The sequence below is a fragment of the Curtobacterium citri genome, assembly GCF_030362955.1.
Lineage (GTDB): Bacteria > Actinomycetota > Actinomycetes > Actinomycetales > Microbacteriaceae > Curtobacterium > Curtobacterium citri.
The window spans coordinates 46,299-65,497 of record NZ_JAUCML010000004.1; the positions used below are offsets into that span (position 1 = coordinate 46,299).

Below are 19,199 nucleotides of genomic sequence, written 5' to 3' on the forward strand. Positions count from 1 at the left end.
TCCAGCGGGGTCCGACCCGGGCCCCGACACGCACGAGGGAGTTGCACCAGGTGACGGAACAGACTTACGACGTCGTGGTCCTCGGTGGCGGTAGTGGTGGCTACGCGGCCGCGCTCCGGGCCGCCGAGCTCGGCATGAGCGTCGCGCTCATCGAGGGAGACAAGCTCGGGGGCACCTGCCTGCACCGCGGCTGCATCCCGACCAAGGCGCTGCTGCACGCCGCCGAGGTCGCCGACGCCACCCGCGACGCCGAGCAGTACGGCGTCATCGCCGAGTTCGCCGGCGTCGAGGTGCCCAAGGTCATCGACTACCAGCAGGGCGTCATCAACTCGAAGTACAAGGGCCTGCAGGGCCTGGTCAAGGCGCGCGGCATCACCGTCGTCCAGGGCTGGGGCCGCCTGACCTCGCAGAACACCGTGCAGGTCGGCGACCAGACGGTCACCGGTCGCAACGTCGTGCTGGCCACCGGCTCGTACTCGAAGTCCCTGCCGGGCCTCGAGATCGGCGGCCGCGTGATCACGTCCGAGACCGCGCTCAAGATGGACTACGTCCCGAACAAGGTCGTCATCCTCGGCGGCGGCGTCATCGGTGTCGAGTTCGCCAGCGTCTGGAAGTCCTTCGGCGCCGAGGTCACCATCGTCGAGGGCCTCCCCCACCTCATCCCCGCCGAGGACGAGTCGATGTCGAAGCAGCTCGAGCGCGCGTTCCGCAAGCGCGGCATCGAGTTCTCGCTCGGCATCCGGTTCGACCACGTCGACCAGCACGAGAACGGCGTGGTCGTCACGCTCGAGGACGGCAAGACCTTCGAGGGCGACGTCCTCCTCGTCGCGGTCGGCCGCGGCCCGCTCACGCAGAACATGGGCTTCGACGAGGTCGGCGTGGCGATGGACCGCGGGTTCGTCACCACGGACGAGCGCCTCGCCACGAACCTGCCGAACGTCTACGCGGTCGGCGACATCGTCCCCGGTCTGCAGCTCGCGCACCGCGGCTTCCAGCAGGGCATCTTCGTCGCCGAGGAGATCGCGGGCCTGAACCCGGTCGTCATCTCCGACACGAACATCCCGAAGGTCACCTACTCCGACCCGGAGGTCGCCTCCGTCGGGCTGTCCCAGGCCAAGGCCGAGGAGCAGTACGGCAGCGACAAGGTCGACACCTACGAGTACAACCTCGCCGGCAACGGCCGCAGCCACATCATCGGCACCTCGGGCGCCGTCAAGGTGGTCCGCGTCATCGACGGCCCGGTCGTCGGTGTGAGCATGATCGGCGCGCGCGTCGGCGAGCTCATCGGGGAGGCGCAGCTCGCCGTCAACTGGGAGGCACACCCGGAGGACGTCGCGCCGCTCGTCCACGCGCACCCGACGCAGAACGAGGCACTGGGCGAGGCCTTCCTCCACCTCGCGGGCAAGCCGCTGCACGCGCTGTGACCACCACGGCACCCGTGCGCACCGAGACAATGACCACCACCACCACAGCAACCCGCGAACAGGAGCCCACCCGATGAGCGAATCCGTCAACCTCCCGGCGCTCGGCGAGAGCGTCACCGAGGGCACGGTGACCCGATGGCTGAAGAACGTCGGTGACCGCGTCGAGGTCGACGAGCCGCTGCTCGAGGTCTCGACCGACAAGGTCGACACCGAGATCCCGTCGCCGATCGCCGGCACCGTCGAGGAGATCCTCGTCCAGGAGGACGAGACCGTCGAGGTCGGGACGCCGCTCGTGAAGATCGGCGACGGTTCCGGTTCGGGTTCCGACTCCGGTTCGTCCGACGGCCAGGCAGCCGACCAGGGCGCCGACGAGGCAGCAGCCGACTCGAGCGAGCCCGAGACGGCACCGAGCACCGAGCAGCCCGAGGAGCAGAAGGCTCCGGAGCCGCAGCAGGCCGACCCGGCGCCCGGTGGTCAGACCCAGCCCGCCGCCCCGCAGGCGCCGTCGGCTCCCCCGGTCCCGCAGGCCGCTCCGGTCCCGCCGCCCGCCGCCGTGCCGGCAGCGGTCCCCGCTCCGGCTCCGGCCGCTGCCCCGGCTCCGGCCGCTGCTCCGGCCCCGGCTGCTGCACCCGCGGCGTCCGGCGCGAACGCCTCGGCGTCCGTTCCGACGCCCAACCAGGACGCCTCGGCGACCGGCTACGTGACGCCCCTCGTCCGCAAGCTGGCGAACGAGCAGGGTGTCGACCTGTCGACCGTCACCGGCACGGGTGTCGGTGGGCGGATCCGCAAGGAGGACGTGCTCGCCGCCGCCGAGCAGGCGAAGTCCGCGGGTGCTCCGGCCCCCGCCGCCGCGCAGTCCGGCCCGTTCGTCGCCGAGACCTCGCCGCTCCGCGGGACGCGCGAGAAGATGTCGCGCCTCCGCAAGGTCGTCGCCGAGCGTGCCGTGCAGTCGATGACCTCGACCGCGCAGCTCACCAGCGTCGTCGAGGTCGACGTGACCAAGGTCGCGCAGTTCCGTGACTCGAACAAGGCCGCCTTCCAGGAGCAGACCGGCTCGAAGCTGAGCTTCATGCCGTTCTTCGCCCTCGCGGCGTCCGAGGCGCTCAAGGCCCACCCGAAGATCAACTCCACGGTCGAGGGCGACGAGATCGTCTACCCGGACCACGAGAACGTCGCGATCGCGGTGGACACCGAGCGCGGCCTGCTCACCCCGGTGATCAAGGACGCGTCGGGCCTGTCGCTCGCCGACTTCTCGAAGGCGATCGCCGACCTGGCCGAGCGCACGCGCAACAACCAGCTCAAGCCCGACGAGCTCGCGGGCGGCACGTTCACGCTGACCAACACCGGTTCGCGCGGCGCGCTGTTCGACACGCCCGTCGTGTTCCTGCCGCAGTCGGCGATCCTCGGCACGGGCATCGTCACGAAGCGCCCGGCGGTCGTCAAGGTCGACGGGCAGGAGGCGATCGCCATCCGTTCGTTCGTCTACCTCGCGCTGTCGTACGACCACCGGATCATCGACGGCGCCGACGCGTCGCGGTACCTCGTCGCGGTGAAGAACCGCCTCGAGGAGGGCAACTTCGGCCCGAACCTCGGCTACTGAGTCGACGGTCCGATCCACACCGGACGGCCCCGGTCCCGCGCAGGGACCGGGGCCGTCCGGCGTTCCGGGAGGGAGCACCGGGTCGGCCGGTCTCCACGTCGGTCAGCGGACACCGACCGCAGCGGCGACCAGCCCGCCGGTCACCAGGGTCCCGACGAGCGCGATCCGGACCGGCAGCCGGCGGGTGCTCCCGACCGGGATCCCCCGTTCGACGAGGTCGCGAGCGAGGGCGACGAGCGCAGCCCCGGCGGCGGTGCCCACGGCGGTGCTCGCTGCCGCGGCCCGCGCGTCCTGCCCGGGGGCGGTCGTCGCTCCGTCGTCGAAGGTCGCTCCGTCGTCGAAGAGCGCACCGAGCGGCCGCGTCCACCGCACCGGCCGCGGTGGTGACGCCGCGAGCACGAGTGCGAGTGCGGCGCGCACGTCGTCCGCACCACCGTCGACCGCGGCGTCGAGGACGGGATCGAGGACCTCCCGGACCGGAGTGCGCGCGTCGACGCGGTCCCACACCGTCCGCGCGGCCAGCACGAGCTGCCGCGACCCGTCCGCGTCCCGCGGCGAACGAGTCGGTCGGCCCACCGGTACCGTCACCGACTCGGCCGGCGTGGTGCCCGACGCCGAGTCGTCGCGGCAGGGAGCCACCGCGCCGGGCGGACGATCGGCGACGAGCACGGCGCCGGCCTCGTCCACGCCGATCTCCTCGACGGAGAGCGCGCCGAGCTCGAGGGCCCCGGCCCGTGCTCGGGCGGCCAGCTGCAGCAGTGGCACGGTGAGCGTCACCGCGACACCCTCGGTCGGGGTGCCGACGACGTCGAGCGCCTCGTCGAGGGCACGCACGGGCGGACGGAGCACCTCGACCGCCGGGTGGCCGCTCGGACAGCGCCCGGCCCGGAGCACGGGCACGAGGTGGGCGCCGCACCCCGCGGACCGGTCGGCGAGCCACCGCGCGAAGGCGGGCGGGTCCGAGGCACCGCACCAGTGGTCGGTGGAGTCGATCGTGGTCACGGTGACCAGCGTGACGGGGCCGGAGCGGGCCTCCCGTCCGCACGAGCGGACCTGTGGAGGGGCGTGTTCGCCCACAGCCTGAGCAGCGGCGGTCTGCGGCGGATGACCGAGGCCGTATCCTGGTCGCATGGCACGCAGCACTCCCCAAGCGCCCAAGGCGAAGGAGCCGGGTCGTCTCAAGCAGATGTACCAGGTCTTCACCATGACCCGTCGGGCCGACCCGAAGTCCGTCTGGTGGTTCCTGCTGGCGTTCGTCGGCCCCGTCGTCCTCGGCGTCCTGCTCGCCCTGCTCCTGCCGGGTCAGAACTGGCTCGCGATCACGCTGTGGATCCTCGCCGGCGTCCTGCTCGGTGTGCTGCTGTTCCTCATCGTCCTCGGTCGGCTCGCCGAGCGCGCCGCCTACTCCCAGATCGCCGGACAGCCCGGTGCCGTCGGCGCGGTGCTCTCGAACTCCCTGCGTCGGCAGTGGCGGTCGAGCGAGATGCCCGTCGCCGTCCACGGCCGGTCGCAGGCCGCGGTCTACCGCGCGGTCGGCACGCCGGGCGTCATCCTGATCACCGAGGGGCAGCGTGGCAACCTCAAGCGCCAGGTCGACGAGGAGCGCCGCAAGGTGCAGCGCATCGTCCCGAACGTCCCGGTGCACGTCGTGCACGTGGACGACGACGCGGACGGCGTGACCCTGCACAAGCTGCCGAAGGCGATGAACCAGTACAAGAAGGCGCTGAACCGGAACGAGGTCCTGGCGGTCGCGAACCGACTCGACTCGATGACCCACGGTCCCGCCGCGGCGATCCCGAAGGGCATGGACCCGATGCGTGCGCGGGCCGGGCGTCCGCGCTGATCCGCGTTCCCCTCTGCCGAGCGACGCCCCCGACCGTGCCAGGTCGGGGGCGTCGTCGTGTGCGGGCTCCCGAGTGCCGCCGTCGGTCGTGCGCGTGCATCTTTCGACATCCCGCGCGTCGATCGACGGGTGCGGTGTCGGATCATGCGCGCGCAGAGGATGCACGGGCATCTTCCGACATCACACGCGTCGATCGACTGGTGCGATGTCGAAGAGCGCGCGAGTCCCAGCCGCGCAAGTCCCCGCCGCGCGAGCCCGACCGCGCGAGCCCCGGCCACGCGCAGCCCGCCGCCGCGGCCCCCGCCGGGTCAGCGCCGGACGAGCACCGTCCCGGCGATGCGGTCGTGCGCCCCGCGGCTGTCGCGGTCGATGATGAGCGCGGGGACGACCAAGCAGAGCAGGACCGTCCGGACGACCGGCCGCCACACCCCGACGTAGCCCCCGCGGATCGGGACGACCCGCAGGCCGACGCAGACGTGGCCGAACGACCCCGACAGCAGGCAGATGAACAGCACCTGCAGCGCTGCGAAGATCGCGAGCTGGATCCAGGTGTGCGCGATGTCGCCCGAGCCCTCGAGCGGTGACCACACCCCTGTGACGAACGCGACGAGGTCGGCGAGGGCGCCGTCGATCAGCAGCGCGACGACCCGGCGACCGATGCGCCCGACGCTCCGCGGGCCCTCCTCGGGGAGCCCCAGGTCCTTGCCCGGCCAGCCGTCCGGGTGCTCCCCGCTCGGGTGTGCGGAGGACGCGGAGGGCGGGATGGTGCTGCGGGCCATGCCCCCAGGGTAGGCGACCGCACCGACGTAACACGCCCGAAACAATGCAGTCATGTCCGGGAAACCCGGTGTCAATAGCCTCGTCGGAGGTGCACCTGCGGCATCCATCGACATCACCTACCCCCCAGGAGATCGACACACATGTTCAGCGATTCCTCCGAGGTCCTGGCCTTCATCAAGGACACGGACGTCAAGTTCCTCGACATCCGATTCACCGACCTGCCCGGTGTGCAGCAGCACTTCAACATCCCGGCGTCCACGGTCGACGAGGACTTCTTCTCGGTCGGACAGCTCTTCGACGGCTCCTCGATCCGCGGCTTCGCGTCGATCCACGAGTCGGACATGCAGCTCATCCCTGACGTGACGACCGCCTACATCGACCAGTTCCGCGCCGAGCGCACGCTGATCATGGTCTTCGACATCTACAACCCGCGGAACGGCGAGATCTACGGTCGCGACCCGCGTCAGGTGGCGAAGAAGGCCGAGAAGTACCTCGCGTCGACCGGCATCGCGGACACCGCGTTCTTCGCCCCCGAGGCCGAGTTCTACATCTTCGACGACGTCCGCTACTCGGTCACGCAGAACAAGTCGTTCTACTCCGTCGACTCGGAGGAGGGCGCCTGGAACACCGGCCGCGAGGAAGAGGGCGGGAACCTCGCCAACAAGACCCCGTACAAGGGCGGCTACTTCCCGGTCTCCCCCGTCGACAAGACGGCGGACCTGCGCGACGACATCACCCTGAAGCTGATCGAGGCGGGCTTCACGCTCGAGCGCTCGCACCACGAGGTGGGCACCGGCGGCCAGCAGGAGATCAACTACAAGTTCGACACGATGGTCCACGCCGCGGACGACATCCTGAAGTTCAAGTACATCGTCAAGAACACGGCCGACCAGTGGGGCAAGGTCGCCACGTTCATGCCGAAGCCGCTCTTCGGTGACAACGGCTCGGGCATGCACACGCACCAGTCGCTGTGGAACGACGGCAAGCCGCTGTTCTACGACGAGAACGGCTACGGCGGACTGTCCGACACCGCGCGCTGGTACATCGGCGGCCTGCTGAAGCACGCCCCGGCGCTGCTCGCCTTCACGAACCCGTCGATCAACTCGTACCACCGCCTGGTCAAGGGCTTCGAGGCGCCGGTCAACCTGGTCTACTCGGCCGGCAACCGCTCGGCGGCGATCCGCATCCCGATCACGGGCACCAACCCGAAGGCCAAGCGCATCGAGTTCCGCGCGCCGGACGCCTCGGGCAACCCGTACCTCGCCTTCGCCGCGCAGCTCATGGCGGGCCTCGACGGCATCCAGAACCGCATCGAGCCGCACGAGCCGGTCGACAAGGACCTGTACGAGCTCCCCCCGGAGGAGGCCAAGGGCATCCCGCAGGTGCCGGGCTCCCTCGACGAGGCGCTCGAGGCGCTCGAGGCGGACCACGAGTTCCTCACGAAGGGCAACGTCTTCACCGAGGACCTCATCCAGACCTGGATCGACTACAAGCGCGAGAACGAGATCCTCCCGCTGGCGCAGCGCCCGCACCCGTTCGAGTACGAGCTCTACTTCGGCGTCTGATCCCCGCTGAGCACGAAGGGCCCCGCACCGTCTCGGTGCGGGGCCCTTCCGCGTGCGGCGGGGCGGTGCAGGTGACGGCCTGGAGGCCCGGTGCCGGTCCGGCGGACCGGCACCGGGCCTCCAGGCGGTCGCCGCACCCGCCTGCCCGATCCTTCCCAGGACGGTTGCGATGGCTGGCAGGAACGGGCGTACCCGGTCGGAACGAACGACCAGGTACGCCCGGAACGACCAGGTACGCCCGGGACGACCAGGTACGACCAGGTACGCCCGGGACGACCAGGTACGCCCGGAACGACCAGGTACGCCCGGGCCCACCCGGCGCGACCGCTGCCGCCCCGCGGGCACGGAGACGGGGCCCGCGCCGCCCCCGGCACGGACCCCGTCTCGCACGGACGCGACGACTACCGCGCTGTCACCAGCACGTCGTTCGCCCCCGCGGCTACGCTCACGGGCGCACCCGTGACCGGCGTGGGCCGCCCCAGGGAACGGACGGACCACCCCGCTTCCACCCAGTCGGCGACCGGGAGGCAGTTGCGGGCGTCGATCACGGTCCGGCGCCCGACGAGGGCTCCGAGCGCCGTCGGCGACGCCTGCACGATGTCGTCCCACTCGGTGAGGACGAGGACGACGTCGGCACCCTCGACCGCGTCCTCCTTCGACGCCGCGTAGGACAGCGTCGGGAAGGAGCGCCGGGCCGTCTCGTTCGCCTCCGGGTCCCAGAGCGTGACCTGGGCACCCCGGAGGTGCAGCGCGGCGGCCACGTTGAGGGCCGGCGAGTCGCGCACGTCGTCCGTGAGCGGCTTGAACGCGGCACCGATGACGGCGACGCGACGGTTGAGCACCGAGCCGCCGAGCGCCTCGATGGTCATGTCGATGACGCGCTCGCGCTGCCCCATGTTGATCTCGTCGACCTGCTGCATGAGGCCGACGACCCGACCGGCACCGATCTCGTTCGCACGGTGCATGAGCGCCCGGATGTCCTTCGGCAGGCAGCCGCCCCCGAAGCCGAGGCCGGCGTCGAGGAACTTCCGGCCGATGCGGACGTCGTGCCCGAGCGCGTCGGCGAGCGTCGTGACGTCCGCGCCGGTGATCGCGCACATCTCGGAGATCGCGTTGATGAACGAGATCTTCGTGGCGAGGAAGGCGTTCGCACTGACCTTCACGAGCTCCGCGGTGGCGAGGTCCGTCGTGATGACCGGTGTGCCCTCGGCGATCGGTGCCGCGTAGACCTCGCGCATGACGGCGTCCGCGGCGGCGGAGGCACCGCCCCAGACGAGCCGGTCCGGGTGCAGGGTGTCGTCGACGGCCTTGCCCTCGCGGAGGAACTCGGGGTTCCAGACGAGCTCGGCGGCGATGCCCGACGGCGTGAACTCGCGGACGATGCCGCGGAGCCGTTCGGCGGTGCCGACCGGGACGGTCGACTTGCCGACGATGAGACCGGGGTGTGTGAGGTGCTCGGCGACACCGCGGGTGGCGGCCTCGACGTAGGACAGGTTCGCGGCGTGCGACCCGGCCTTCTGCGGGGTGCCGACGCAGACGAAGTGGACGTCGGCTGCCGCGACCGCCTCGGCGATGTCGGCGGTGAACCGGAGCTTCCCGGTCGCGACGTGCTTCGTGATGAGCTCGGGCAGGCCCGGCTCGTAGAAGGGGACCTCGCCGGCGGACAGCGCCGCCAGCTTGGCCGGATCGACGTCGACGCCGATGGTGTCTAAGCCCATCTCGGCCATGGCGGCCGCGTGGGTGGCGCCGAGGTAGCCGGTGCCGATGACGGAGATGACGGGGGCCGGGCGCACGTCGGCGCCGTCCTGCTGCTGTTCGCTCACTGTTCCTTCACTTCCTGGAGGTCGTACCCGATGTCGTCGCGCCGGATCCCCGTGCTGAACGCCGCGAGGCTGTCCTTGCGGGAGTTCAGGCGCCAGTCGTTGGTCGCGCGCTTGCCGTCCGTGACCGAGGTCGCCACCTCGCTGAAGTACGCGAAGCCGATGACGTCGTCGTTCGCGGGGTCGGCCAGGGCGGCGAAGAGCGAGGTGAACCACGCCGCCTTCTGCGACTCCGACACGGCGGTGCCGGACTCGGTCGCACCGATCTCGTTGAGCACGATCGGCTTGCCGGGCGCGATCTGCCGGAGCTGCCCGAGGGTGGCGTCGAACGTCTTGGCGAAGGTCGCCGGGTCGCCGGCGTTCCGGTAGTAGCCGCTCATGCCGACCCAGTCGACGTACTGCGCGCCGGGGTAGTACTTCGCCGTGTAGTCGACGGTGCGGTAGGTGTCGCTGCCGAGGTCGTCGATGCGCGTCGGCGACCAGTTCCAGATGACCTCGTCGTTGGCGCCGTTCGCCTCGAAGACCTGCCAGACGTGCTGCCACATCTGTCGGTACGTGCCCGGGGCGTTCTGCGGCCGCTCCACCTTCGACGGGTTGAAGGGCTGCTCGGACCAGTTGTACCAGGCGCCGTTCATCTCGTGGTCGAGGCGGATGACGATCGGCTGTCCGTTCGCCTTCACGGCCTGCGCGTACTTCGTGAGGTAGGCGTCGAAGTCACCGTCGATGACGTCCTGGTTCGAGTACCCGGGCACGTTCGGCTTGTCGTTGCCGACGTTCAGCGGCTTGGTCTCCCAGGTCATCATCGGGAGTCGGCCGTTCGCCCACGAACGCTGCACGGCGCTCGCGTTGAAGTCCTGGTCGAAGCCCTGGAAGAACCCGACCATGTTCGAGGCCTTGCCGACCTGCTGCTGGACCTCGTCGTACTCGGCCCAGTTGAAGGGCGCCTGCGCCGTGTAGAGGCCGTACCACCGGGCCTGCTGCGCGAGGACCTCGGCCTTGGTGGGGGCGGCGGGGAGCGTCGGGGACGGGTCCTTCGACGGACCACCGTTGCCGGTGCCGACCGGGTGCGTCGACCCGGACCCGTTCGACCCGGCGGCTGCACCGTGGTCCACGGCAGAACCGGTGCTGCCACCGTTCGTGCCGCTGCCCCCGCCACTCGTGCCGCCACCCCCGCCGTCGGCCCCGCTCTTGCCGGCGAAGCCCTCGGCACGGCTCTTCGCGGCACCGAGCTGCGACTGCAGCGACGCGAGCTGGGCCTTGAGCGTCGTGATCTGGTCGCTCCGGGAACCGGACTGCGCGTCGGTCGACTCGAGCTTGCCCTCGAGCTCCCAGATGCGCTGCTGGGCGGCGTCGAGCTTCGCCGTGAGCTCAGCGGCGGTGGGCTGCGCCGCCTGCTTCTTCGGGGTGACCCCGAGGGCGGTCTGGACGGCGGAGGACACCGGGCCGCTGGGCGAGACCCAGACGGTCCAGGTGATGAGGCCGAGCACGAGGACGATCGCGGTCGTGCCGATCGCGGTCCGTCGGGCGTGCTTGCTGGACTGTGCCCACCAGGTGCTGGTGGACCGGATGAGGTCAGACAATGAGGAACGCCTCCAGGGCGAAGATCGCGAACCCGATGAGGTACGGGATCGCCGCGTAGGGGTTGAGGCGACGACGTGCCGTCGTCGGAGCCGGGCGGGCCGCGGGTGCAGCCGAGGCCGCGACGGCCGCCGAGCGCCGCGTGGCGAGCACCGTGGCGGTCGAGTTCGTGGTGGCGTCGGGTCCGAAGAGCTCGTCGAACGCCCGGTCGGCGGCGGCCTGGTCGGTCCGGCCCTGCTCGCCGAGGTCCACCGGGCTCACCGGCGGTGCGCCGAGTGCGGCGGGCTGCACGGCGTCGGCGGGGTCCTCCTGCACCGGACCGCCGGCGTACGCCCCGGCACGGGTGCCCCAGCCGGACGCGTGCGCCAGGCGGAAGAAGCCGATGAGCCGGATCGGCATGAGGAAGAACGTCGACACGATGATGAACATCGGCAGGCGGAAGAAGTCGCTCGGCTTCTCGGCCAGGTGGCGCATCTGTCGGATCGCCATGCTCAGCACGCTCGAGACGACCATCAGGCCGGCGACGTAGACGAAGCCCGTCGAGAAGCCGTACTGCTGCAGGATGCCCTGGTACAGGTTCTCGCCCTGCCCGGTGACCGCCCGGTAGATCCAGCCGGCGATCACGCCGAAGAGCATGAACGGCAGGATGATGTCGGTCAGGAAGAAGACCGCCAGGATCGGCGCGTGGCCGAGCATCCAGGGCAGCATCCGGAGCGTGTTGTACTGCGAGCCACGCGCCCAGCGCAGCTGCTGCTTGAACAGCTTCTTCACCTGCAGCGGAGCGTCCGTGTACACCAGCGAGGTGTACTGGTAGACGGTCCGGTACCCCTCCTTGAGCGTCAGGTTCGTCAGGGTCCGGTCGTCGGACACCTCGAGGAAGACACCCATGAACTCCTCGTGCATGAACCGGTCCATGACGCGGGCCAGGATGCTGCGGCGGAACGCGATGGTCCGTCCGGGCAGGCAGCCGATCTGCCCGAGCACGCTCTGCGCGGGCATCGAGTAGAGCGCCCGGGAGTTCTCGAGCCAGTCCGCCCAGCGGGTGATCCAGGAGCGGGTCGGCTCGAGGATGCGCTGCCGGGTGGTCACGCCCCCGACGGACTCGTCGGCGAACGGCTTGAGCAGCTCGTCGAGCGTGCCGGGCGTCCAGACCGTGTCCGAGTCGACGAGGATCGTGATGTCGCCGTTCGACATCTCGGTCCCGACCTTCACGGCGTTGCGCTTGCCGGGGATCGGGGTGTGGGTCCAGCGGACGAGCGGGGCGAACTCGTCGCAGACCCCTTCCAGCGCCTCGTTGCGGGCGCCGTTGATGACGACGATGATCTCGCCCGGACGCTGCTCGACCATGCGGCCGATCACGTCACGGAAGAGGTCGAGCGGCTCGTCCACGACGGGGACGACCACGCTGGTCGTCCCGACGAAGGTGCCGGTGTAGGGGCGGTAGCGGGCCGACAGGATGACCTTGAGCAGCCAGAGCAACCAGATCACCGCGGAGTACACGGCGAACAGGTAGAACTCGGGGTGCCCTTCGACCATCTGCCGGATCTGCAGAATGAAGGTGAACATCGATCCCTGCTTCAACGTTCGAGGTGGGGATTCCGCTTCATCGAGGAACCAGTGGTCGGTTCGGGTGAGGCAATTGAGACAGAAGCCGGGCACCGGCGCAACGCGCCCCTCGTGCGGGGGTACCGTCGCTTCGTTCCGGGGTACAACACTGTCCTCCACCGGCGGTCGCGAGCGTGTCCGCACTGCTGCTGACAGCAGCAGTGCGGACCGGACGGTGGCTCGCGACGCCGCTCGCGGTCGGTCGAGCGGCCGGGAGGCACGACCGCACCACCCGGGGAAAGCCCTGTTCAGGAGATGGTGCGGTCCGCGCGGCGCTCGCTCAGCGCGCGTCCGTCGCCGCGCCGGACCACCCTGTGCCCCCGCTGAACGGAGACATCCCGCGGGGGACCCACCGGGGTACGCAGTCTCGGCGACCGGGGTACGGATCCGCCCGCGCGGAAGTCGCTACTGACGACATGTCATCTTCGCGTGCTCCGCGTCGTCCCGGGCGTGTCGCCGCGGGGTACCGACCGTCGGGGCAGCCTCGTCAGGCGCCGTAGAACTCGCGCTCGAACACCTGCCGAGCACGCCGCGTGACGCCCAGGTAGTCCTCCTCGAGCAGCGAGGCGGACCCGGGCGGGTACTCCAGGAGGCGAGCGATGCCCTCGAGCTGGACCCGGTCCACGGGCAGGACGTCGGTCGTCCGCCCGGACCAGAGCACGAGCGCGCTCCGGGTGCGGGAGGCGAAGCGCCAGGCGGCCTCGAGCCGCTCGGCGTCCTCGGGGGCGACGAGGTCGGCCGCGGTGGCGGCGTGGAGGGCCTCGAGGGTCGACGTCGTCCGGAGGCCCGGGACGGTCGTGGCGTGCTGCAGCTGCAGGAGCTGGACGAACCACTCGACGTCGCTCAGCGAGCCGCGCCCGAGCTTGAGGTGCCGGGCGGGGTCGGCGCCGCGGGGCAGCCGTTCGGACTCGACGCGCGCCTTGATCCGGCGGACCTCACGGACCTCGCGGTCGTCGATGTGCTCCGGGTACCGGGTGCGGTCGGCCAGGTGCTCGAAGTCCCGCAGGAGCCGGTCGTCGCCGACGGCACCGCGGGCACGGAGGAGCGCCTGCGCCTCCCACGTCAACGACCACCGCGCGTAGTAGGCGCCGTACGACTCGAGCGTCCGCACCACGGGACCGTTCTTCCCCTCCGGACGCAGGTCGATGTCGAGCTCGAACGGGTGGACGGCGTCGTCGGTCAGCCGCGACAGCTCACGGACGATCCGCTGCGCCGCCCGCGAGGCCTGCTCGGACTCGAGGCCCTCCGGTGCCCGGTACACGTAGAGCACGTCCGCGTCGGAGCCGAAGCCGAGCTCCCGGCCGCCGAACCGACCCATCGCGACGATGCCGAACGCGAGTCCCTCGGGAGCGTCCCGTCGCGCGAGGGTGAGCGCTCCGGTCAGGGTGGCCTCGGAGACGTCGGACAGCGCCGGACCGAGCGCGTCCACGTCGAGGTGTCCCAGGACCGCGGCCATGCCGAGCCGGAGCGTCTCGCGACGTCGGGCGGACCGCACGAGCGCAGCGGCACCGTCGACGTCGTCGCCGTGCCGGGCGGTCGTCGCGGCGTGCTCGGCGAGCAGCGACGCCAGCGGGCGGGGCCGGAGGAGCGCCTCCGGCTCGTCGAGCCACGCGACGGCCTCCGGGAAGCGCTCGAGGAGCCCGGCGAGGAACGCGGACTCGGACAGCACGGTCGTCAGCGAGTGCGCCGCGCCGGAGGAGTCGCGGAGCATGCGGAGGAACCAGCTCGACTCCCCCAGGGTGTCGCTCAGGCGCCGGAACGCGAGCAGGGCGCGGTCCGGAGCCGGCCCCTCGGCCATCCAGCGCAGCAGCACCGGGAGCAGGTTGCGCTGGATCGCGGCCCGTCGACTCGTGCCCTGCGTGAGCGCGCGGATGTGCCCGAGCGCGCCCGAGGGGTCCGCGAAGCCGATCGCGCCGAGTCGGTCGGCCGCCTGGTCGCTCGTCAGCACGATCTCGCCGTCCGTCGCCGCCACGGCGGAGAGCAGCGGACGGTAGAACAGCCGCTCGTGCAGCCCCCGGACCTCGAGCTTCACCCCGCGCCAGCGCTGCTCGAGCGCGACGGCGGAGGTCGCGAGGCCGGTCGAGCGCGCGAGGATCCGGAGCTCGTCGGGGTCGTCCGGCATGAGGTGGGTGCGCTGCAGGCGCCGGAGCTGGATGCGGTGCTCGAGCAGGCGCAGCAGGGCGTAGTCCGGCCCGAACCGGGCGGCCTCGGGCCGGCCGACGTACCCGGCGGCCGCGAGGGCGTCCATCGCCTCGAGCGTCGACCGCACCCGCACCGTCTCGTCGTCGCGCCCGTGCACGAGCTGCAGCAGCTGCACCGTGAACTCGACGTCCCGCAGCCCGCCGGGCCCGAGCTTGAGCTGCCGGTCGACCTCGGCGTCCGGGATGTGCTCGGTGACGCGCTCCCGCATCCGCTGCACCGACTCGACGAACCCGGGCCGCCCGGCCGAGGTCCACACGAACGTGGCCACCGCGGCGGCGTACCGCTCCCCCAGGTCGCGGCTGCCGGCGATGGGACGCGCCTTCAGCAGCGCCTGGAACTCCCACCCCTTCGCCCACCGCTCGTAGTACGCGACGTGCGAGTCGAGCGTGCGGACGAGCGCGCCGTCCTTGCCCTCCGGCCGGAGGTTCGCGTCCACCTCCCACAGTGCGGGCTCCGCCGCGAGGTCGGTGATCGCGTGCGTCGCCGCGATCGCCAGGCGCGTCGCGATGAGCACGGCACGATCGGTGCCGACGCCCGTGTCGGCCGCGTCGTCGCGCGTCGGTTCGGTGACGAAGATGACGTCGACGTCGCTGACGTAGTTGAGCTCGCGGGCGCCGGCCTTGCCCATCGCGATCACGGCCAGGGGCGTCGCCGCCACGTCGGCGGCCGGGAAGGGCACCTCGCGGCGCGCCACGTCCACCGCGGCCTCGAGCGCGGCACCGGCGAGGTCGGCGAGACCGGCCGCGACGGCGGGGAACGCGGCCGTGGGGGCCGGGTGGAGCACGTCGAACAGCGCGATCTGCGCGAGGTGTCGCCGGTAGCGCACGCGCAGGCGGAGCCGGGCGTCCTCCCCGGTGGCGCCGTCGACGGCCTCGGCCAACGACGCGGTGTACTCGTCCTGCGTCCACGGCGGGGTGACCGAGTCGAGCAGCAGCGCGATCTCCGCGGGCCGACGGTGCAGGAACTCCCCCAGCCCGACCGAGGCCCCGAGCAGGCGGACGAGCCGCTCGGTCGCGGCCTCGTCGGCCAGGACGGGGCGGAGCTCATCCGGCGCGCGGTCGAGGAGCCGTTCCAGCAGGCGCAGCGCGCCGTCCGGGTCGGCCGTCGACTCCCACAGTGCCGGGGCGTCCGCGACCGGCACCCGCCCGACGGGGCCGGTGCGTGCCTCCAGTCCGGCGATCCGTTCGAGGCTCTCCGACAGCTCCGCGAAGCCCAGGCGGGCCAACTCGGAACGGGACGTCCGCGTCCGACCGGTCATGTGGTGCGCTCCGGGCGTGCTGCTAGAGCGCGCCGAGGTTGGTGTTCAGCTCGAACGGCGTGACCTGGTCGCGGTACGCCTTCCACTCCTGCCGCTTGTTGAGCAGCACGAAGTTGAAGACCTGCTCGCCGAGCGTCTCGGCGACGAGCTCGGAGTCCTCCATCAGGCCGAGGGCGTGGTCGAGGCTCGCCGGGAGCTGCTTGTAGCCGAGGGCCTTGCGCTCGGCGTCTGACAGGCTCCAGACGTTGTCCTCGGCCTCCGGCGGGAGCTCGTAGCCCTCGTCGATGCCCTTGAGACCAGCGGCCAGCAGGAGCGAGTAGGCCAGGTACGGGTTGGCCGCGGAGTCGATGCCGCGGTACTCGACCCGAGCCGACTGGCCCTTGTTCGGCTTGTACAGCGGGACGCGGACGAGCGCCGAGCGGTTGTTGTGGCCCCAGGTCACGAACGACGGGGCCTCGTCGCCGCCCCAGAGCCGCTTGTACGAGTTGACGAACTGGTTCGTCACCGCGGTGATCTCGGGGGCGTGGCGCAGCACCCCGGCGATGAAGTGCTTTGCGGTCTGCGAGAGCTGGTACTCGCCGCCCGCCTCGTAGAAGGCGTTCTGGTCGCCCTCGAACAGCGACACGTGCGTGTGCATGCCCGAGCCCGGCTGGCCGGAGAGCGGCTTCGGCATGAAGGTGGCGTAGACGCCCTGCTCGATCGCGACCTCCTTCACCACCGTGCGGAAGGTCATGATGTTGTCCGCCATGGTGAGGGCGTCGGCGTAGCGCAGGTCGATCTCGTTCTGCCCGGGACCGGCCTCGTGGTGGGAGAACTCGACCGAGATGCCGAGGTCCTCGAGCATCCGCACGGACCGTCGGCGGAAGTCGTGCGCGCTGCCGCCGGGGACGTTGTCGAAGTAACCGGCCTGGTCGACGGGCTGCGGTCCGCCGTCCTTCCAGTCGCGGCTCTTCAGGAGGTAGAACTCGATCTCCGGGTGCGTGTAGAACGTGAAGCCGCGGTCGCTCGCCTTGGCCAGCGTGCGCTTCAGGACGTTCCGCGGATCGGCGACGGCGGGCTGCCCGTCCGGCGTCGTGATGTCGCAGAACATGCGCGCGGTCGGGTCGATCTCGCCTCGCCACGGCAGGATCTGGAACGTCGAGGGGTCCGGGTGCGCGAGCACGTCGGCCTCGTAGCTGCGGGTCAGGCCCTCGATCGCGGAGCCGTCGAACCCGATGCCCTCCGCGAAGGCACCCTCGACCTCGGCCGGGGCGATCGCGACGGACTTCAGCGTGCCGATGACGTCGGTGAACCAGAGTCGGATGAACTTGATGCCCCGCTCCTCGATGGTGCGGAGCACGAAGTCCGTCTGCTTGTCCATGGACGCCCTTTCCGTGGTGCTGCTGGGGCCTCCAGCCTATTGGTCCCCGTCGTCCCAGCGCTCGTTGTTCGCCTTGATGCGGTCCAGGGCGTGTTGCGCCTCGTCACGCGTCGCGAACGGGCCGATGCGGTCGCGCTGCGGGGACTGCGGGCCCTGCTCGACCTGCCCGGTCTTGTCGTTGAACCACCACTGGGACTCGATGCGTTCGTCGCTCATGGCGCCACCGTACCCACGGGCGCCGGGCCACGCCCGGGCGCGCTGCGCGCTGGGCCGAGGCTCGCGCTGGCGGACAGGTTCGCGCGTCGGGGTCGCGAGTCTCGTCCGCGGGGCCGAGCCTCGTGTGCGCCCCGCGCCCGACGCGACGGCCTGGAGGCCCGGTGCCGGCCCGCCGGGCGCGCACCGGTCCTCCAGGCGGTCGCCCTGCGGCGGAGCCGGGCCGAGCCTCGTGTACCCGCCCTCGCGACAGGCTCGTGCCGCACCCGGTTAGAGTGGTCGCCATGCCCCGGGACGCACACGGACACCTGACCGCCGGCCGGATCTCCCCCCAGCGCCCCGTCCCGAAGGACATCGAGCGCCCCGAGTACGTCGGGCGCGCCGAGCCGCACGAGCACGGTCTCGGCGACACCTACACGCCCGACGAGGTCGAGCGGATCCGGGCGGCCGGCCGCATCGCCTCGCGGGCGATCGACGCCGTGGGCGAGGCGATCCGTCCGGGCGTCACCACCGACGAGCTCGACCGCATCGGCCACGAGTACGTCGTGTCGCACGGCGCCTACCCCTCGACGCTCGGCTACCGCGGGTACCCGAAGTCGCTGTGCTCGAGCCTCAACGAGGTCATCTGCCACGGCATCCCGGACGACACCGTGCTGCAGGAGGGCGACCTGGTCAACATCGACGTCACCGCCTTCAAGGACGGGATGCACGGCGACACGAACCGCACGTTCGTCGTCGGCGAGGCATCGCAGGAGGTGCAGGACCTGGTCGACCGCACGCGGCTCGCGCTCGAGCGCGGCATCAAGGCGGTCGCCCCGGGCCGCCAGGTCAACGTCATCGGCCGCGCCATCGAGGCCTACGCCAAGCGCTTCGGCTACGGCGTCGTGCGGGACTACACCGGGCACGGAGTCGGGCGGGCCTTCCACTCCGGCCTGATCATCCCCCACTACGACGCACCCCAGTACGACACCGTCATCGAGCCCGGCATGGTGTTCACCATCGAGCCGATGCTCACCCTCGGCGGCATCGACGCGGACATCTGGTCGGACGACTGGACCGTCAGCACCCGCGACAAGTCGTGGACCGCACAGTTCGAACACACCCTCGTCGTCACCGAGCGCGGCGCGGAGCTCCTCACCGTCTCCTGACGGACCTCCTCCCCCAGAAAGGCACACCCATGACCACCCTCGCAGTCGGCGTCGACATCGGCGGTACGGGCATCAAGGGCGCGATCGTCGACGTCACCACCGGCGAACTCCAGACCGACCGGATCAAGAAGGCCACCCCCGAGGGCGGCAAGCCCCACGACATCGTCGCCGTGGCGAAGTCGATCCTCGACGAGCTCGCCCCCGCCGCCGACGTGCCGGTGGGCGTCTGCTTCCCCGCGATCGTCCGCGACGGCAAGACCATGTCGGCGGCGAACGTGTCGAAGAAGTGGATCGGCTTCGAGGCCGAGGCGCTCTTCGAGAAGGAGCTCGGCCGCTCCATCCACTTCGTCAACGACGCCGACGCCGCCGGGTTCGCCGAGCAGCAGTTCGGTGCGGCGAAGGGCAAGGACGGGCTCGTCGTTGTCACGACGCTCGGCACCGGGATCGGCACCGCGCTCATCAACGACGGCGTGCTCATCGTGAACTCCGAGCTCGGGCACCTCGAGATCGACGGGCACGACGCCGAGTCCCGCGCGTCGTTCGCCGCCAAGGAACGCGACGACCTGTCGTGGAAGCACTGGGCGAAGCGGCTGCAGAAGTACTACTCGACGCTCGAGGCGCTGCTCTCCCCGGAGCTCTTCGTGGTGGGCGGCGGCGTGTCGAAGCACCACGAGGAGTTCCTCCCGCTGCTCGACCTGCAGGCCGAGATCATCCCGGCGACCCTCCGGAACAACGCCGGCATCATCGGCGCCGCGACCCTGGCGGCCACCAGCAGGTAGTCCGGTCCGGCCCTGCGGCGACGG

General features: G+C 71.2%; 14 protein-coding genes. 6 read left to right on the plus strand and 8 right to left on the minus strand.

All coding sequences use genetic code 11. The features are described from left to right. Positions 1-50 precede the first annotated feature (50 nt). Both lpdA and sucB read left to right on the plus strand, forming a co-directional pair. Entirely contained in the window at positions 51-1,424 is a 1,374-nt protein-coding gene (lpdA, locus tag QUG92_RS07340) for a dihydrolipoyl dehydrogenase (protein ID WP_289458479.1), read from the plus strand. 73 nt (positions 1,425-1,497) lie between these two features. Continuing rightward, entirely contained in the window at positions 1,498-3,024 is a 1,527-nt protein-coding gene (sucB, locus tag QUG92_RS07345) for a 2-oxoglutarate dehydrogenase, E2 component, dihydrolipoamide succinyltransferase (RefSeq protein WP_289458481.1), read from the plus strand. A gap of 102 nt (positions 3,025-3,126) precedes the next feature. On the opposite strand, the gene QUG92_RS07350 is transcribed toward sucB, so the two are convergent. Further along, a complete protein-coding gene (locus tag QUG92_RS07350; protein ID WP_289458483.1) occupies positions 3,127-4,026 on the minus strand; it encodes a hypothetical protein in 900 nt (299 codons plus the stop codon). A gap of 127 nt (positions 4,027-4,153) precedes the next feature. On the opposite strand from QUG92_RS07350, the gene QUG92_RS07355 reads away from it, so the two are divergent. Beyond that, a complete protein-coding gene (locus QUG92_RS07355; RefSeq protein ID WP_289458484.1) occupies positions 4,154-4,867 on the plus strand; it encodes a DUF4191 family protein in 714 nt (237 codons plus the stop codon). A gap of 308 nt (positions 4,868-5,175) precedes the next feature. Here QUG92_RS07355 and QUG92_RS07360 read toward each other — a convergent pair whose 3' ends face one another. Next, a complete protein-coding gene (locus tag QUG92_RS07360) occupies positions 5,176-5,646 on the minus strand; it encodes an RDD family protein (protein ID WP_182047532.1) in 471 nt (156 codons plus the stop codon). A gap of 141 nt (positions 5,647-5,787) precedes the next feature. Here QUG92_RS07360 and glnA (QUG92_RS07365) point away from each other — a divergent pair, with 141 nt between their 5' ends. Further along, entirely contained in the window at positions 5,788-7,212 is a 1,425-nt protein-coding gene (gene glnA, locus QUG92_RS07365; RefSeq protein ID WP_069711041.1) for a type I glutamate--ammonia ligase, read from the plus strand. Between the two features lie 401 nt (positions 7,213-7,613). Here the strand turns inward: glnA (QUG92_RS07365) and QUG92_RS07370 are convergent, their stop codons facing one another. From QUG92_RS07370 to QUG92_RS07395, 6 genes are all read right to left on the minus strand, one after another. Beyond that, positions 7,614-9,035 carry a UDP-glucose dehydrogenase family protein gene (locus tag QUG92_RS07370; protein ID WP_289458485.1) on the minus strand — a complete coding sequence of 474 codons (1,422 nt, stop codon included), beginning with the start codon at positions 9,033-9,035 and terminating at the stop codon, positions 7,614-7,616. After that, the gene (locus QUG92_RS07375) at positions 9,032-10,612 is read right to left on the minus strand and encodes a glycoside hydrolase family 26 protein (protein WP_289458486.1); all 1,581 of its coding nucleotides are present in this window, start codon (positions 10,610-10,612) and stop codon (positions 9,032-9,034) included. Before QUG92_RS07375 ends, QUG92_RS07370 begins: the two co-directional genes overlap by 4 nt. Beyond that, positions 10,605-12,176: a glycosyltransferase family 2 protein gene (locus tag QUG92_RS07380; RefSeq protein WP_182047663.1), complete on the minus strand. Its 1,572-nt coding sequence runs from the start codon at positions 12,174-12,176 to the stop codon at positions 10,605-10,607. Before QUG92_RS07380 ends, QUG92_RS07375 begins: the two co-directional genes overlap by 8 nt. Positions 12,177-12,702: 526 nt before the next feature. Then, entirely contained in the window at positions 12,703-15,675 is a 2,973-nt protein-coding gene (locus QUG92_RS07385) for a bifunctional [glutamine synthetase] adenylyltransferase/[glutamine synthetase]-adenylyl-L-tyrosine phosphorylase (protein ID WP_289458487.1), read from the minus strand. Positions 15,676-15,697: 22 nt separating this feature from the next. After that, on the minus strand, positions 15,698-17,035 hold the full coding sequence (gene glnA / locus QUG92_RS07390) for a type I glutamate--ammonia ligase (RefSeq protein ID WP_182047659.1): 1,338 nt from the start codon (positions 17,033-17,035) through the stop codon (positions 15,698-15,700). A gap of 36 nt (positions 17,036-17,071) precedes the next feature. After that, positions 17,072-17,251 (minus strand): SPOR domain-containing protein, encoded by a 180-nt coding sequence (locus QUG92_RS07395; RefSeq protein ID WP_069711047.1) that lies wholly within the window; start codon positions 17,249-17,251, stop codon positions 17,072-17,074. A gap of 281 nt (positions 17,252-17,532) precedes the next feature. Between QUG92_RS07395 and map the strand changes: the two genes are divergently transcribed. Together map and ppgK are read left to right on the plus strand one after the other, a co-directional pair. Beyond that, a complete protein-coding gene (gene map / locus QUG92_RS07400; protein ID WP_289458488.1) occupies positions 17,533-18,396 on the plus strand; it encodes a type I methionyl aminopeptidase in 864 nt (287 codons plus the stop codon). A 29-nt stretch (positions 18,397-18,425) separates the two neighbouring features. After that, positions 18,426-19,175 (plus strand): polyphosphate--glucose phosphotransferase, encoded by a 750-nt coding sequence (ppgK, locus tag QUG92_RS07405; RefSeq protein WP_069711048.1) that lies wholly within the window; start codon positions 18,426-18,428, stop codon positions 19,173-19,175. The last annotated feature ends 24 nt before the right edge of the window (positions 19,176-19,199 follow it).

What these genes read in the sequence shown, in the direction of transcription:
- sucB (WP_289458481.1), top strand. Translation starts at nt 1,498, where the DNA reads ATGAGCGAATCCGTCAACCTCCCGGCGCTCGGCGAGAGCGTCACCGAG.
- QUG92_RS07355 (WP_289458484.1), top strand. Translation starts at nt 4,154, where the DNA reads ATGGCACGCAGCACTCCCCAAGCGCCCAAGGCGAAGGAGCCGGGTCGT.
- QUG92_RS07360 (WP_182047532.1), bottom strand. Translation starts at nt 5,646, where the DNA reads ATGGCCCGCAGCACCATCCCGCCCTCCGCGTCCTCCGCACACCCGAGC.
- glnA (WP_069711041.1), top strand. Translation starts at nt 5,788, where the DNA reads ATGTTCAGCGATTCCTCCGAGGTCCTGGCCTTCATCAAGGACACGGAC.
- QUG92_RS07380 (WP_182047663.1), bottom strand. Translation starts at nt 12,176, where the DNA reads ATGTTCACCTTCATTCTGCAGATCCGGCAGATGGTCGAAGGGCACCCC.
- QUG92_RS07385 (WP_289458487.1), bottom strand. Translation starts at nt 15,675, where the DNA reads ATGACCGGTCGGACGCGGACGTCCCGTTCCGAGTTGGCCCGCCTGGGC.
- glnA (WP_182047659.1), bottom strand. Translation starts at nt 17,035, where the DNA reads ATGGACAAGCAGACGGACTTCGTGCTCCGCACCATCGAGGAGCGGGGC.
- QUG92_RS07395 (WP_069711047.1), bottom strand. Translation starts at nt 17,251, where the DNA reads ATGAGCGACGAACGCATCGAGTCCCAGTGGTGGTTCAACGACAAGACC.
- map (WP_289458488.1), top strand. Translation starts at nt 17,533, where the DNA reads ATGCCCCGGGACGCACACGGACACCTGACCGCCGGCCGGATCTCCCCC.
- ppgK (WP_069711048.1), top strand. Translation starts at nt 18,426, where the DNA reads ATGACCACCCTCGCAGTCGGCGTCGACATCGGCGGTACGGGCATCAAG.